This window comes from uncultured Veillonella sp. (assembly GCF_900545205.1).
GTDB lineage: Bacteria > Bacillota > Negativicutes > Veillonellales > Veillonellaceae > Veillonella.
The window spans coordinates 1-15,351 of sequence record NZ_UQYC01000048.1 but is presented as its reverse complement, the minus strand read 5'-3'; the positions used below and the strand labels follow the sequence as shown (position 1 = coordinate 15,351).

The 15,351-nt window shown below is 40.1% G+C and carries 12 protein-coding genes, 1 tRNA gene and 1 riboswitch; of the genes, 10 read left to right on the top strand and 3 right to left on the bottom strand.

The genetic code is table 11. The features are described from left to right. Positions 1–169: 169 nt before the first annotated feature. Positions 170–613 (bottom strand): hypothetical protein, encoded by a 444-nt coding sequence (locus QZR70_RS06195; protein ID WP_005385689.1) that lies wholly within the window; start codon positions 611–613, stop codon positions 170–172. Positions 614–625: 12 nt separating this feature from the next. Further along, positions 626–901, bottom strand: a complete 276-nt coding sequence (locus tag QZR70_RS06190; RefSeq protein WP_005385690.1) for a helix-turn-helix domain-containing protein — start codon at positions 899–901, stop codon at positions 626–628. Positions 902–1,042: 141 nt separating this feature from the next. Further along, positions 1,043–1,215: riboswitch (cobalamin riboswitch) on the top strand. A gap of 384 nt (positions 1,216–1,599) precedes the next feature. Here QZR70_RS06190 and QZR70_RS06185 point away from each other — a divergent pair. The 6 genes from QZR70_RS06185 to QZR70_RS06160 all read left to right on the top strand — a co-directional run bounded on the left by QZR70_RS06185 (position 1,600) and on the right by QZR70_RS06160 (position 9,046). Next, positions 1,600–1,684, top strand: a tRNA-Leu gene (locus QZR70_RS06185). 106 nt (positions 1,685–1,790) lie between these two features. Then, positions 1,791–5,087, top strand: a complete 3,297-nt coding sequence (gene mfd / locus QZR70_RS06180) for a transcription-repair coupling factor (protein WP_295793856.1) — start codon at positions 1,791–1,793, stop codon at positions 5,085–5,087. Next, positions 5,084–6,691 (top strand): polysaccharide biosynthesis protein, encoded by a 1,608-nt coding sequence (locus tag QZR70_RS06175; RefSeq protein ID WP_295793854.1) that lies wholly within the window; start codon positions 5,084–5,086, stop codon positions 6,689–6,691. The genes mfd and QZR70_RS06175 overlap by 4 nt, the downstream gene beginning before the upstream one ends. Then, positions 6,675–7,457, top strand: coding sequence for a nucleoside triphosphate pyrophosphohydrolase (mazG, locus tag QZR70_RS06170; protein WP_295793851.1), 783 nt, complete (start codon positions 6,675–6,677; stop codon positions 7,455–7,457). The genes QZR70_RS06175 and mazG overlap by 17 nt, the downstream gene beginning before the upstream one ends. 52 nt (positions 7,458–7,509) lie before the next feature. Next, positions 7,510–7,809, top strand: a complete 300-nt coding sequence (locus tag QZR70_RS06165; RefSeq protein ID WP_005385694.1) for an HU family DNA-binding protein — start codon at positions 7,510–7,512, stop codon at positions 7,807–7,809. Between the two features lie 82 nt (positions 7,810–7,891). Then, complete coding sequence (locus QZR70_RS06160; RefSeq protein ID WP_295793847.1) at positions 7,892–9,046, top strand: MGDG synthase family glycosyltransferase; 1,155 nt, start codon at positions 7,892–7,894, stop codon at positions 9,044–9,046. Positions 9,047–9,207: 161 nt separating this feature from the next. Here the strand turns inward: QZR70_RS06160 and QZR70_RS06155 are convergent, their stop codons facing one another. Then, positions 9,208–9,528 (bottom strand): hypothetical protein, encoded by a 321-nt coding sequence (locus tag QZR70_RS06155; protein WP_295204268.1) that lies wholly within the window; start codon positions 9,526–9,528, stop codon positions 9,208–9,210. Positions 9,529–9,640: 112 nt separating this feature from the next. Here QZR70_RS06155 and QZR70_RS06150 point away from each other — a divergent pair, with 112 nt between their 5' ends. The 4 genes from QZR70_RS06150 (at position 9,641) to QZR70_RS06135 (ending at position 15,205) form a co-directional block, all read left to right on the top strand. Then, on the top strand, positions 9,641–11,647 hold the full coding sequence (locus tag QZR70_RS06150) for an ABC-F family ATP-binding cassette domain-containing protein (RefSeq protein WP_295793845.1): 2,007 nt from the start codon (positions 9,641–9,643) through the stop codon (positions 11,645–11,647). Positions 11,648–11,779: 132 nt separating this feature from the next. Beyond that, complete coding sequence (locus QZR70_RS06145; RefSeq protein WP_295793843.1) at positions 11,780–13,249, top strand: [FeFe] hydrogenase, group A; 1,470 nt, start codon at positions 11,780–11,782, stop codon at positions 13,247–13,249. Positions 13,250–13,584: 335 nt separating this feature from the next. Next, entirely contained in the window at positions 13,585–14,214 is a 630-nt protein-coding gene (locus tag QZR70_RS06140) for a DUF47 domain-containing protein (protein ID WP_105089528.1), read from the top strand. Beyond that, a complete protein-coding gene (locus tag QZR70_RS06135; RefSeq protein ID WP_105089527.1) occupies positions 14,207–15,205 on the top strand; it encodes an inorganic phosphate transporter in 999 nt (332 codons plus the stop codon). The genes QZR70_RS06140 and QZR70_RS06135 overlap by 8 nt, the downstream gene beginning before the upstream one ends. Positions 15,206–15,351: the final 146 nt, after the last annotated feature.

The window sequence follows — 15,351 nt, the reverse complement described above, 5'->3', positions numbered from 1 at the left end:
ATTGTTTGGAGTGATTTACATAATTATGATCGACTATTTACCAATCTTTGGGACTGAAATAGCAACACTTTTTGTCCTATAACCCTAAAAAGACTCTACACATAATTGTGTAGAGTCTTTTAGTTTTCATAATTTAAATCTAATTAGATTATGGCTTAAGTGCTTTACCTTATTTTAGCTGTCCTGCAGCTACAGCAAGATCTCTCCAGTAGATAGCTTGCATATAACCATACGTATCCGGTTTTAAGGTAATTAATTTAGCTTTAGGTCGTTTTTCCTCACGTAATACTCTGCCTGTACGGGCATCGATGATATTACGTTGTTCTTGAACCCATTGAATCGTATCGGCATCTTGATCAAAGTAATAATGATTTATATACTCTGTCATATAATATTGAGCACCTTGATGACTATATGTACGAGCTACAATTTCAAATTTATTACCTTCTCCTGCGATGACCTTAACGCGTTGCTCTGCGTAATAATTTTGGCCATTCATACGATATAAGTAGGCATAACCTCTGGCATTCTCTAAATCAGCAATATTAACTGCTTGAGAGGGGAGGATACCTAAGATTGTGAAAGCCGCTGCAATTAATAAACTACGCTTCATGTATTCTCCTTATTACTTCGCATGTGGCTGATCAGATTCAGCAACCACATGTACAACTAATTCTTGATTAGAAGGAATCTGAGCCATGACTACAGGCATTGGTACATTCATAGCTGCTGCAATACCCTTGATCTGGCGCATTGCAACAGGTACTACAGTACCATCTTCTTGGATGTTTTTTTCTAATGCTTCAATCTCAGTAACTGTTAAGCTTGCTTTGTTCGCAAAGTCTTCGATAGATACACCATTAGCTTCGCGATATTCTTTAATGAAATCTCCGATATACATAGATTCCTCCTATTTTTAGATACCTTTATATTGTAATTAAAAATATCATATATGGCAATAGATGAATAAAAGATGAATAAATTAAATTACAAAAATAAATTGACTTAATACGATAGTGGTGTTAATATTAACTCATAGAAAACATCATATTTGGGAATAGGTGCTGAAAAGCATAATAGAGAAGCCGGTTAAAGTCCGGCACGGTCCCGCCACTGTATGGTCGAGCGAGTCTAAATTAAGTCACTGGGAAACTGGGAAGGCTAGATGAGCGATGACGCCGAGTCAGGAGAACTGCCTATTCAACATTCACCATTTGACCTACGAGAGATAGGGAGGAGAAGTTAGTAGCTCCTTTTTACGTACCCGTAAAAAGGATTTTTTAGTTCTATACGATTTTTATCAGAGATGATTTAAATTGTATTCGAAAGACCTTAATGTCGATGGCATGGTCATGGTGAATAATACCTTCTTGGTATTACCAGCATGACATGTGTTATGACTGTTAATATATTTTATGGTAAATGTAGGGCATGCATTTATTCATCATCATCCTAAAAAAGAGGCTGACCCAGGATTCTAGTAGTTCGGATTCTGGGTCAGTCTCTTTTTATTTTTAGGGGATACATGAAATTTAAGTTAATTCTAAAAAAATGATTGACGATGAATTCTATACATGATATTATTATTTCAGTTGAGACGCGGGAGTGGCGGAATTGGCAGACGCACCAGACTTAGGATCTGGCGCCTTACGGCGTGGGGGTTCAAGTCCCTTCTCCCGCACCAACTTTATTGCACCTTTTGAGGTGCTATTTTTTTTGCCCAAAAATGTTATAATAAATGGGTTAGAACTATTAATTTAAATAATCATAGTAATACTATATGGTGCAGTATGGATAATACATTAACACAGCTGCTTTCACAGAACCCATCCTTTGTGGATGGGCTAAACGCATTTCAGCGGAAAGGAAAGTCAGTCATATATGGTCTTAGTGGATCTCAAAAGAGTTTCCTCTTAAACCAAGCTTTTTCTACGGGCCTTACAAAGCCTGTAGTTATCGTAGTCCATGATAAAGACCATAAAGAGATGTGGGAACGGGATTTAGCCTTTTTCTGGCCTAATATTCCTGTCCTATCATTTCCTATAACAGATCATGTGGACTTTACAACGATTGCTCGTAGCCTTGAGGACCAAGGGGCACAAATGCGTGCCTTAGCATTGCTTGCATGGCAAGAACCTGCCGTAGTCATAGCGAATGCTGAAGAGGTTACACAGTATGTGGTATCTCCACAATATTTAAAAGGACAGTCGTTACATTTCTCTTTGAATGATACGATTGAACGCGATAAAGCTCTTGAACAGCTCGTTACAATTGGATATGAACGTGTAGACCAGGTGGAACAACGTGGTCATTTTGCCGTGCGCGGGGATATTTTAGACATATATCCTGTTAATAGTGAACATCCCATACGGATTGAGTTCTTTGGCGATGAAATTGATACGTTGCGGTTCTTCTCTGTGGAGAACCAACGTTCCATTGAACAAATTGATTCTTATACAGTGACACCTTTCTTTCTTGGTAAAAGTGATGCAGATTGCACCTTATTGTCCTATGTGAAAGAAGGCACTCTTATTTACGATGAGCCTGGTCGTATTCAGGAAGCATTAAAGAAATTCCTTAAGGAAGATCCAACACATCGTAAAAATCATTGTGACTGGAGTGAATTGCAACGTACTGTAGAAGCGACGAATCAAGTAGCTTTCACATTTATGCAACAACGTTCTATCGGCTTAGCTGGATTTACCCCAATTGGTATTCAAGGCAAGACGATGACGAGCTTTGAGCGTCAAATTCCTTTATTAACCGATGAGATTAAGCAATGGCATCGCTTAAATCATCAAGTTGTATTGGTATTAAATAATCAACAACGAAGAGAAGGGATTGAACGTGCCCTTGAAGGGGAAAACATTGATTTTGTTCATAGTGCGGAATGGATTGCAAAGCCTAATACGGTAGTTATCTTACAAGGTTTATTGACCGATGGCTTTGAATTACCAAATAGCCATTTAGTAGTTGTCGTAGAAGGTAATATTTACGGACAACAAAAACGCAAACTTCGGAACAAGCCTAAAAAGGGTCAAGAAATTAATTATTTCACCGATTTAACGCCTGGTGACTATGTTGTACATAGTATGCACGGTATTGGTAAGTATATTGGTCTTAAAACGATAGAAACAGAAGGCATTCATCGGGATTATATTGAAATTGACTATGCGGGATCGGATAAATTATTCTTACCTGCCAACAACTTAGATCAATTACAAAAGTATATTGGTAATGAAGGTGATGTGCCGCGCATCAATAAAATGGGTGGCCGTGACTGGGCTAAGGTTGTTACAAAGGCAAAGAAATCTATTGATGATTTAGCAGATAAGTTAGTTGACCTCTATGCACAGCGTGAAATAACGCAAGGCTTTGCATTCTTGCCTGACCAACCATGGCAGCAGGAATTTGAAGATGCATTCCCTTATGAAGAAACGGAAGACCAATTACAAGCTACAGCAGAAATTAAGGAGTCCATGGAAAAACCAGTTCCTATGGATCGTTTGCTTGCTGGTGATGTAGGATTTGGTAAAACAGAAGTGGCCATGCGTGCCATCTTTAAGGCTGTTATGAGCGGCAAACAAGTAGCGGTACTTGTGCCAACTACTGTTTTGGCACAGCAACATTTCCAAACCTTCTTGAACCGTTTTGCTCCATTTGGTGTCAAGGTAGATGTACTCAATCGTTTCCGCAGTACAGCAGAGAAAAAACAAGTTCTAAAAGGCGTTGAGGATGGCTCTATTGATGTTCTTATCGGCACACATTCGTTGCTTAATAAAAAGGTTGTCTTCAAAGATTTAGGTATGCTCGTTGTAGACGAGGAACAACGTTTCGGGGTAGCTCAAAAGGAAAAATGGAAAGAGTGGGCCAATAATATTGATGTACTCACCTTGAGTGCGACCCCAATTCCTCGAACATTACACATGTCTCTCGTTGGTGTTCGTGAAATGTCCGTTATCAATACGCCACCAGAAGAACGCTTGCCGGTTCAAACCTATGTAGTGGAATATGATATGAACCTCGTGGCCGATGCAATCAAGCGCGAATTGGCGCGTGGTGGTCAGGTTTACTTTGTATATAACCGCGTAGCATCCATTAATCATATGGGTGAGTTACTAGCAGAAGCTTTACCAGACTTGCGCTATGCCATTGCTCATGGACAGATGACAGGCCGTCAAATTGAGGAAATCATGACTGATTTCTATGAAGGCCATTATGATGTATTATTGTCTACCAGTATCATCGAAACTGGTCTAGATATACCAAATGCGAATACCATCATCATTTATGATGCGGATCGCTTAGGCTTATCTCAGCTATATCAAATGCGTGGCCGTGTAGGACGTTCTCGTAGACGGGCCTATGCATACTTTATGTATCGACCTGATAAAATGCTTTCAGAGGCTGCAGAAAAGCGCTTAAAAGCTATTGAAGAATTCACTGAGCTCGGTGCTGGGTTTAAATTGGCTATGCGCGATTTAGAAATTCGCGGTGCTGGTAACCTCTTAGGTTCACAGCAACATGGCAATATCGCATCCGTCGGCTTTGGTATGTACGTGAGCATGCTTGAAGAAGCCATTGCGAAGGCTCAAAATAAAGAGGTTGAACGGGAAGTATCTATTGACCCAGCCATCGACCTAGAGGTAGATGCTTTTATCGACGATGCATATATCAAGGATAGCGCTCGCAAGATTTCTGTATATCAACGATTATTACATATTAAATCGAAAGAACAGCTTGATGATATGACCGATGAACTCATCGATCGCTTCGGTACGCCAACAGATCCGGTAGATCGTTTATTACGCATTGCTCAAATTAAAGAACAAGCGCGATTGCTGGGCATTAAAAGTATCGTCCGTAGAGATCAGCAGCTTACCATTCATTGGCATGACGATTCCAAGATGGCTGACTGGGATATGGGGGCTGTACGGGAAGATCTATGGAAGAAGATGAAATTTGCAGATACTAAGCCGGCTACATTATATGTGAGCCTCAATGGTATGAAAGGTTCTATTTTGACCATTACGGAAGCGGTGATGAAGGCTTTGAGCCAAAAATCATCGTCTAAGGAGGGCCTATGAATCGATTTTTAAAGGGCGCTATGATTTTAACCTTAGCTGGGATTATCGTTAAGGTTATCGGTGCTTTCAGTAAAGTCCTTATTGCACGCGTTCTCGGTGGTGAAGGGATTGGCCTATATATGATGGCCTATCCGATTTATCAAATTATCGTTAGTATTTCCGCTGCAGGCATTCCTGTTGCTATATCCATTATGATTGCAGAAAAGCTTGCTAATGATGATATGCGGGGCGTACAACAGGTATTTTCCGTATCGTTAAAGGTATTAACACTATTAGGCCTTGTATTTAGTGTAGCTTTATACGGCAGTGCACAGTGGCTCATAGATACCCATATTATTACAGATCCTCGTGCACTCTTAGCGATTCAGCTATTGTCGCCAGCTATCTTCATCGTTACGATTTTGAGCTGTTTCAGAGGTTATTTCCAAGGCTTCCAATACATGGTGCCTACGGGAACTAGCCAAGTCTTTGAACAAATCTTCCGCGTATCCTCTATGGTGGGCTTAGCTTATTATTTCATTGATAGCGGCCTACATTTGGCGGCAGGTGGTGCAACGTTTGCTACATTCCCCGGTGTATTAGCTGGGTTGATTGTATTGTTTTACTTTTACTATCGTCAGCGTCGTGTGCGGACGCAAATGTTGGCGCAGCAGAATCCCAATGCTATTGGTGAAAGCAATGGCTCTGTAGTCAAACGACTATTTAGCTTGGCCATACCAGTTTCAATGGCTAATATTATGTTGCCCATGGTATCTCTTATCGATACATTTATCGTACCAAAGCGATTGATGGATATTGGGTATTACCTCAATGAAGCGACAACACAATTTGGCTATCTCACAGGGATGGCTACATCGTTGATTGGTTTGCCTATCATTTTGACTACATCCTTAGCGGCTAGCCTTGTACCAGCTGTATCTGAGGCACATGCCCAAGGTGATGTACACCGCATTGTACAGCGCGCCGGCACAGCCATTAAGATTGCCAATATGTTCACTATACCGGCCTGCATTGGGCTCTGTGTATTAGCGACACCTATATCTAAATTGATATATGCAACGCCTCACGCTGGTCCTGTTATTGCGGTTATCAGCTTGAGTATTATATTCTTAGGGTGGCAACAGATTACAGCAGGCATTTTGCAGGGATTAGGTAGAACTGTTATTCCTATGGTAGCCATTTTTATCGGTCTATTGGCTAAGACATTCTTGGACTATCAATTGACAGGTACTATTGAACTTGGCATTAATGGTGCCGCATGGGCAACAAATTTAAACTTTGCCATTGCTGCACTTATAAACTATATATTTGTTAAAAAATATGTAGGCTCCGTACTCAATAAATTAGAGCTATTAAAAATTGTAGTGTCTGCCATGGCTATGGGCGGTGCCACACAGGTGGTGTATGTGACGACTGTAGAACTGTTCGGTAACGGTGGTGCCGTAGCAGCAGCTATTATTGTAGCGGTATTTGTGTATGGTTTATCCCTATGGTTAACAAAGGCCGTTGTAAAAGCCGATATGTATCATTTCCCAGTTATAGGTAAGCGCTTACAAGCTCGCCGAGATAAGGAGGAGGCTAAGCTATATGAAAAACAATACTGATAAGCCAGTATCGGTACAACCATTAGTAGATGTGGTAAAAGCTTTGCGTGCTCCAAATGGTTGCCCTTGGGATCAAAAGCAAACTCATGAGTCGTTGCGTCGATATTTCATCGAAGAAACCTATGAAGTAGTAGATGCTATCGATAATAAAGATATGAATAATCTTCGTGAAGAACTAGGAGATGTATTATTACAAGTTGTCTTTCACAGTCAATTAGCTGAGGAAGCAGGTCAATTTACATTAGAAGATGTAATTCACGATGTGACAGAAAAGATGATTCGTCGTCATCCCCATGTTTTTGACCCTGAAAATAATGAAAAATCATACACTTGGGATGAATTAAAGGCACAGGAAAAGAAAAATATACAAAAATCTGTATTGGATGGTGTGTCAAAAGGCTTACCTGCATTAGTGGCGGCTTATAAACTACAAGAAAAGGCCGCAAAGCTAGGTTTTGACTGGGATGAGCTCGATCCGGTTTGGGCGAAAGTTTCCGAAGAAATAGGTGAATTTAAGGAGGCTATTGCCCAAGAAGATAGAGAAAATATGGAAAAAGAAGCGGGAGATGTGCTTTTTTCCTTGATTAATCTATTAAGATGGTATAAAATAAGCGGTGAAAATGCACTAAATCGCACAAACACAAAGTTCCGACAGCGTTTTTTACATGTAGAAGCTTGTGTTAACCAAAGCGATCGCTCATGGGAAGACTTTTCATTAGCTGAGCTGGATGCTTTTTGGGAGGAGGCTAAAGTGCAGGAAAAGTAACCTAGAGGTATGTTAGTAATCTCGGGTATTGTATTTTTAAGGAGGTTCTGTCATGAACAAAACAGAATTAATCGCAAGTGTTGCACAAAAAACTGAATTAACTAAAAAAGACGCTGAAAAAGCGGTAAAAGCTGTATTTGACACAGTTGCTGAAGAATTAGCTGCTGGCGGTAAAGTACAAGTTATCGGCTTCGGTACTTTCGAAGTTCGTGAACGCGCAGCTCGTGAAGGCCGTAACCCACAAAACGGTAAAACTATCACTATCGCAGCTTCCAAATCCCCTGCATTCAAAGCTGGTAAAGGTTTGAAAGAACAAGTTAACGCTGCAAAAGCTAAAAAACGCAAAAAATAATCCCTAATGGATTGGAAAGAGACCTTTCGAGGTCTCTTTTTTTCGTCTATTTATGGTATAATGCACAGAGAAAGGGTGTACTATGAATAACGAAAGATCACGGAAGGTTCTCATCGTGTCCGCTTCTATTGGGACAGGACATATGCAGGCCGCCAGAGCCATAGAAGAATATTGGAAAGAGAAAGAACCACAAGCATCGATAACTCATGTGGACTTTCTTGATACAGAAACCATGTCTGTAGAGCATTTGATCAAGGGCACATACATCAAGATGATTGACGTATTCCCGATGCTATATGATATGATTTACCGCGTATCAAAAGGGGAAAAACGAGGTACGATTATGCAAACTGCATTGTCATACCTATTGAAAAGCCGCATGCTCAAATTGGTACAACAAGAAGAGCCAGATGTAATGGTATTTACGCATCCATTCCCATGTGGTGCAGCGTCTATCTTAAAACGCCAAGGACATATCGATGTACCATTAGTGGCTATCATGACAGACTTTAGTAGTCATCAATTTTGGCTATATCCACAAATTGATACATACTATGTAGCTACTGAATCGATGGTAGATGAAATGGTAGCGGCTGGTATTGATAAATCACGCATCCATGTATCAGGTATTCCTGTGCGTCGCTCTTTCTTCCGTGATGCTATTGAGGAATATAGCTTAGAGAAACCGGTAAAAGTGCTCGTTATGGGTGGGGGCCTAGGGTTAGGTTCTCTAGAAACGGCATTAAAACATTTAGATGAAGTAAATGGTATTGATGAAATTACTGTCGTAGCCGGTCAAAATACATCTCTTTATGAATCCTTAGTTACCCTTAGTGAATCTATGCGAACTAAGACCATTGTATACGGATATACTACGAATATTTCGGAACTTATGAAGTCGTCTTCTTTGCTGGTAACAAAGCCTGGTGCATTAACATGTATGGAAGCGGTTACTATTGGTTTGCCTATGGTATTCTTTAATGCCATCCCAGGGCAAGAAGAGGCTAATGCAGAGCTGTTAGAACAACGAGGTTGTGCTCGGTGGGCTCGTGATATTCATAACTTGGAAGACGTTGTGACCGCGCTTCTTATTAACTCTCCAAGACTTCAACAAATGTCTGAGCGCGCTCGTGAATGGCATGTGGATGGTGCGGCTAATATCGTAAATAGTCTTATAGCCATATTAGATGCTGAGACGCCGGTAGAATTAGTGAAAGTAGAGCAATCTATCAGTTAATAGTTTAGTATTTACAGAATTATAGTGATTGTAAACGCTATATAGCTCGATATGTTTCATTAACGATGTTGGTTCAATAAACGTTATATGCTATATCAACGTTATATGTTCTATCATAAAATTATAAAAGCGATGACCTGTCTAAGGTCATCGCTTTTGTTTTATTGGTATTGTTCAATATGTTCTTGTCGAATTTTTTGAAGTGTTTCCAAGAATGCATCTGTGCTTTCAGCACTATCTAACAAGTCTTTTAGTTGGTAAGAATCATCGAGGGTCACACTCCATTGGAAGGAGTCATTATCGTCGTATACATTGAATACGATTGGCGTTTCTAAATCCTCTGGCAAATGACCGTCATCATCGGACACAGTTGCATAGGTGCCATCTTCCAAGAGCTCTGTAAATAATGTGTCATACCCATCGATATCGATAAGTTCAAAGTTGATAGTTTCATAAAAGTCTAAAACGATATCTGCTGCCATGTGGACCTCCTCATGAATATATATGTTACGTTTATTCTACTGAGGGGGCCTGTTACTGTCAATGGTAATGTGTAGTATAATAAATATCAGAATGACACAATAGGAGCATACGATGAACGTTATTAGTTTACAAAACATAGAAAAATCATATGGCACACGACTGCTGTTTAAGGAGGTAAATATTACTTTTACCACCGAAAAACGGCTAGGTCTTGTTGGCATTAATGGGACAGGTAAGTCTACCTTCTTAAAAATTTTGGCAGGACAAATGGAGCCAGATAAGGGGACCATTGAGCGAAATGGTAAGGCTAGTATACACTATCTAGCACAAACACCTGAGTTTGATCCGGATTCAACATTACTAGAAGCTGTTCTTGATGGTGATCATCCTCGTTTACGAATGGTACAATCCTTTGAGCGCATTAGTCGTGAATATCGCGAAATGCAAGAGACTGGTGGCGAGGATGCTAAAGTATCACGGAACTATATGAATTCCTTGGAGCAGATGGACCAACAAGATGGTTGGCAAGTGGAGCAAGAGGCTCGTATTATTTTATCTAAATTAGGTTTTCCTGATGTGGATCAAAAGGTGGCTATGTTATCTGGTGGTCAAAAGCGTCGCCTTGCATTAGGGCAGGCATTATTATATCCTTGTGATCTATTATTGCTAGACGAACCGACAAACCATTTAGATGAAGATAGTATCGATTGGCTAGAGTCTTATTTAAGTGCTCGCCAAGGAGGACTATTAATTAGTACCCATGATAGATATTTCCTCGATTCCGTATGTAATGGGATTTTAGAATTATCGAATCGACGTATGTACCAATACGATGGCAACTACGAAGAGTTTATTGCCTTAAAGGCTGATCGAGAGGCTCGTGAGGCGGCTACAGAAGAGAAGCGTCGTCAGTTCTTAAAACGAGAAATCGAATGGGTACGCCGTGGTGCGTTGGCGAGAACGACAAAACAAAAGGCTCGTTTAGACCGCTATGAAAAACTTAAGAATATGGAGAAGACCCGACGCCCGGATCAAATGGATCCTATTGCTTTAAAAACGCGTTTAGGGAAAACCATCTTTGATATTGAACATTTGGCATTCTACTTTGGTGAGCGTCCTATGATTAAGGATTTTACCTATCATGTAGTGCGTCATGATCGTATCGGTATCATTGGTCCTAATGGGGTTGGCAAGTCCACCTTTATGAATATTCTTGATGGAACCTATGAACCTACAAGCGGTACGATTGGTAAAGGCGAGACAGTTCGCATTGCACACTTCAAACAAGAACTGCCAGAGTTTGATGAAGATATGCGTGTTCTCGATTATATTCGGGAAGACCATTCGTATATGGTGTTGGGCGATGGCTCTACATTGAGTGCTGGTCAGATTCTTGAACGATTCCTATTTACACCTGAGCTACATGGTGTGCCAATCCGTAAACTTTCAGGTGGCGAACGACGTCGGTTGTATCTACTAAAATTGCTTATGAGCGCTCCTAATGTTTTGTTGCTAGACGAACCGACCAATGATCTTGATATTCCTACATTAGAGGTACTAGAGGACTTCCTTGACTCCTTTAGTGGTGTCATTATCACCGTATGCCACGATCGTTATTTCCTAGACCGCGTTGTGGACAAACTCTTTGTGTTCAGTGGTGATGGCCATATTGAGATTGTTCATGGCTCCTATTCTGACTACAAGGATTCTTTAGATGAAAGTAGCGGTGGAAAGCGCCCATTTTATATGGCTAATACAGGTACATCTGTTACTTCTAAAGATGAAAAATTGGAAGGGGCTGCACCTAGTAATGCTAGTGATGATTCATCGTTAGGAAACTCAGCAGATGGGAATGATAGTAGCCTCACAACTTCTGAAGGAGATACTTTCAAAGAAGTACCAAAGAAGGGGCTAAATAAAGCGGAAGAAGCGGAGTATGCTAACATCATGGAGGAATTACCTAAATTAGAGCATTTAGTAAAGGGCCTCGATGTCATGATTAGTCAAGTTGCTACTGATTATGAGAAGATGCAATCCTTGATGGCTGAGCGAGAAGAGACTCAATCCCAAATAGATGCGCTCACAGAACGGTGGATGGAATTGGAAGAACGCCTATAATTCCTTATAGCATGCGATTTTTTAATATCTGTTATGCAAAGGAATTACATGTAAATTTATTGATAAAAGTCACAATTTATAGTATAATTTCATCGATTAACGATAACAACGTTACCTAAGTAGGAGGAACTCATGAGTAAGTACCAATTTTTAGACCGTCGTGTACCAATTGAAGACGGCAATATTGCATTAGTTCAAGATTTATCCAAATGTAAAAACTGCTCCTTATGTCGTAAAGCTTGTGCTGTAGACATGGGCGTATTTGATTATTATGATTTAACAACTAATGGGGATCATCCAATTTGTATTCATTGCGGTCAATGTGCATCTATTTGTCCATTCGATTCCATCAATGAACGCTCTGAAATTGATGAAGTAAAAGCAGCGATTGCTGACCCTAATAAAATCGTCGTTTTCCAAACTGCACCTGCTGTACGTGTTGGCTTAGGTGAAGAATTTGGTCTTGATGCAGGTACATTCGTAGAAGGTAAAATGGTAGCTGCTCTTCGTAAATTAGGTGGCGACTATATTTTAGATACAAACTTTGGTGCGGACATGACTATCATGGAGGAAGCATCTGAGTTGTTGGAACGCGTTATCAATAGTGATTCCGTATTGCCTCAATTCACATCTTGTTGCCCTGCTTGGGTTAAGTTTGCTGAAACATTCTATCCAGAATTCTTGCCAAACTTGTCTACTGCTAAGAGTCCAATTGCAATGCAAGCGCCTACACAAAAAACATATTTTGCTGAAAAAATGGGCCTTGATGCAAAACAAATCGTTGCTGTTGCAGTAACACCTTGTACAGCTAAGAAATTCGAAATTCGTCGTGACGAAATGAACTCCTCTGCTGAATATTGGGATGTACCAGAAATGCGCGATACAGACTACTGTATTACTACACGTGAACTTGCAAAATGGTTACGTGCAGAAGAAATCAACTTTGATGAATTAGAAGATTCTGCATTTGATCCATTGATGGGTGAAGCATCTGGTGGTGGTATCATCTTTGGTAACACTGGTGGCGTTATGGAAGCGGCTATGCGTGCGGCTTACAAATTAGCAACTGGTGAAGATGCACCTCAAACATTGATCCCATTCGAAGCAATTCGTGGTATGGACGGTGCTCGTGAAGCAGACGTAGTCATTGGGGACAAAACATTACATGTGGCGGCTGTTCATGGTACAGGCAACTTGCGTAAATTCATCGAACGCATGCGTGCAGAAAATATCCATTATGACTTCATTGAAGTAATGGCTTGCCGTGGTGGCTGTATCGGTGGTGGTGGTCAACCACGCGTTAAATTACCAATGGCTGATAAAGCTCGTGAAGCTCGTATTGCTTCCTTGTACACTCGTGATGCGGAAGTAACAGTAAAAGCAGCTTGTGATAATCCAGATATCCAAAAATTATATGCTGAGTTCTTTGATGGCAAACCTATGAGCCATAAAGCACATCATATGTTACATACAACATTTGTGAATCGCTCTGAAGATTTGGGCCCTAATGGTGCTTGCACACCAGCTACATGCCCAACATCTGTGCCTAACTTGAAAAAGGCCGCAGAAGCAGCTAAAGCAGCAGCGGAAGCTAATAACTAATAGCTAAAAATAGTTAACCGTAATAATTAACAGTAAATGTAACAGTTAACTATAGTTAGTTGATACATACTATAAAAGCATATATATGGCTTAAGATAAAAGGCAGATAGTTGATATTTCAATCAGCTATCTGCTTTTTTATTTAGGATATTTAGGAGACTAACTGTATGATATCTAAATGTTGTTGATACTTTCACGGTGATGAATAGTATATATGCCATATACGCATAGGGGTTGGAATATAGAGATTGGTAAATTGTTTAGGAATTATGGTTAGTGTGCTATAATTAAATTATATTTATAGAAGCAATCAATACTGTTTCAGGAGGATCTTCATGGCTTTTAAATTAAAAGGAAAAGAAGAAAAATTTTTCAGTATTTTAGAAAATCATGCTGCTCTTACATATGAAAGTGCAGAGATGATGGAGCGTGTGTTTAAAGGCGAAATCTCTAAAGAAGAGGCTTTTCTTGAAATTGATACAAAGGAAAAAGCTGCCGATGAATTAGTAACCGAAACTGTAGAACGTTTGCGTAAAACATTCATTACCCCAATGGATCGCGAAGATATTCAGCTTCTAATCGACCAATTGGATACTACATTGGATAATATTAAAGAAATTATGGACAAAATGGTTATGTACCACGTTGGTAATCCAAGTGATGGTGCTATCCGTATGAGTGAAATCGTTGTAAAATGCGTTAAGCATATTAACAAATCTATTGGTTATATGGGGAGTCTTAAAAAGGACCATGTAAAGGTAGAAGGCCGTGTACACCAAGTATTGAAACTTGAGTCTGAAGCGGATAATATTTACCACGAAGAAATGGCTAAACTCTTCACTGAGTGTACAGATCCTATTGAAATTATCAAATGGAAGGAAATCCTTAGCGCCATGGAGGATGTAATCGATGGTTGCGAAGATTTGGTAGGTACATTCCGCCGGGTAGTATTGAAATATGCTTGAGTCTCATTATTTAGTATGGCTAGTAGTATTTTTAGCATTAGCCTTCGACTATATCAATGGCTTCCACGATACGGCGAACGCCATTGCTACATCTGTTTCGACCCGTGCTATTGAGCCTAAAAAGGCTATTATGATGACGGCAGCACTCAATTTCCTTGGTGCCATGGTTAGTACAGGGGTTGCAAAGACAATCGGTGGCGACATCGTAATGTCTGCGTCCCTTATCAATAGTGGAATCATTTCGGCTGCTCTCATCGGTGCCATCACATGGAACTTGCTTACCTGGTATTGGGGGATTCCTAGTTCCTCCTCTCATGCGCTTATCGGTGGTATCATCGGTGCTGTAGGTTGGTCCGTAGGCTTTGATGCCTTAAATGAGGCGGGTATTTTAAAAATTTTCTTATCCCTTATTTTATCTCCAATTGTAGCCATGATTGGTGGCTATATTGTGATGAAAGTATTGTTGCTTATCTTTGGTAGATTCTCTCCAATTGTACTAAATGATAGATTTAGATCCATGCAAATTGTGTCTGCCGTCATGATGGCTTTCTCTCATGGCTCTAATGATGCGCAAAAGGCGATGGGGATTATTACCTTAACCTTGCTTAGCGGTGGCTTCATTGATACATTGGATGTACCATTATGGGTTAAACTTTGTTGTGCTACGGCTATGGCTATGGGTACAGCAGTGGGTGGTTGGAAAATCATCTCTACGATGGGGACTAAGATTTTTAAACTAGAAACAATTAATGGTTTTGCTGCTGACTTAAACTCTGCTATCACTATTTTTACAGCTACATTCTTACATTTACCTGTAAGTACGACACACGTTGTAAGTGGTTCCTTGCTTGGCGTAGGTTCCTCTAAACGTCTTAAAGCTGTTAACTGGGGCGTAGCAAGATCGATGGTTTTGGCTTGGTTTGTAACAATTCCATTATCTGGTATTGTAGCGGCTATTGCTTATGAAATCGGTCACTTACTATTTGGTTAATAAATAACTATATAAAACTAAAAAAGACTGCGAAAGCAGTCTTTTTTTATTATTGTCTTTAGACTGGTTCGCGACGTAGTCGCGAATCATAAAACCACCCGCTATGCGGGTGCGGCAACGAAAGTTATACAAAAAAATCACCTTGC

Coding starts and splice junctions, on each gene's coding strand:
- QZR70_RS06195 (WP_005385689.1), bottom strand. CDS start 613: ATGAAGCGTAGTTTATTAATTGCAGCGGCTTTCACAATCTTAGGTATC.
- QZR70_RS06190 (WP_005385690.1), bottom strand. CDS start 901: ATGTATATCGGAGATTTCATTAAAGAATATCGCGAAGCTAATGGTGTA.
- mfd (WP_295793856.1), top strand. CDS start 1,791: ATGGATAATACATTAACACAGCTGCTTTCACAGAACCCATCCTTTGTG.
- QZR70_RS06175 (WP_295793854.1), top strand. CDS start 5,084: ATGAATCGATTTTTAAAGGGCGCTATGATTTTAACCTTAGCTGGGATT.
- mazG (WP_295793851.1), top strand. CDS start 6,675: ATGAAAAACAATACTGATAAGCCAGTATCGGTACAACCATTAGTAGAT.
- QZR70_RS06165 (WP_005385694.1), top strand. CDS start 7,510: ATGAACAAAACAGAATTAATCGCAAGTGTTGCACAAAAAACTGAATTA.
- QZR70_RS06160 (WP_295793847.1), top strand. CDS start 7,892: ATGAATAACGAAAGATCACGGAAGGTTCTCATCGTGTCCGCTTCTATT.
- QZR70_RS06155 (WP_295204268.1), bottom strand. CDS start 9,528: ATGGCAGCAGATATCGTTTTAGACTTTTATGAAACTATCAACTTTGAA.
- QZR70_RS06150 (WP_295793845.1), top strand. CDS start 9,641: ATGAACGTTATTAGTTTACAAAACATAGAAAAATCATATGGCACACGA.
- QZR70_RS06145 (WP_295793843.1), top strand. CDS start 11,780: ATGAGTAAGTACCAATTTTTAGACCGTCGTGTACCAATTGAAGACGGC.
- QZR70_RS06140 (WP_105089528.1), top strand. CDS start 13,585: ATGGCTTTTAAATTAAAAGGAAAAGAAGAAAAATTTTTCAGTATTTTA.
- QZR70_RS06135 (WP_105089527.1), top strand. CDS start 14,207: ATGCTTGAGTCTCATTATTTAGTATGGCTAGTAGTATTTTTAGCATTA.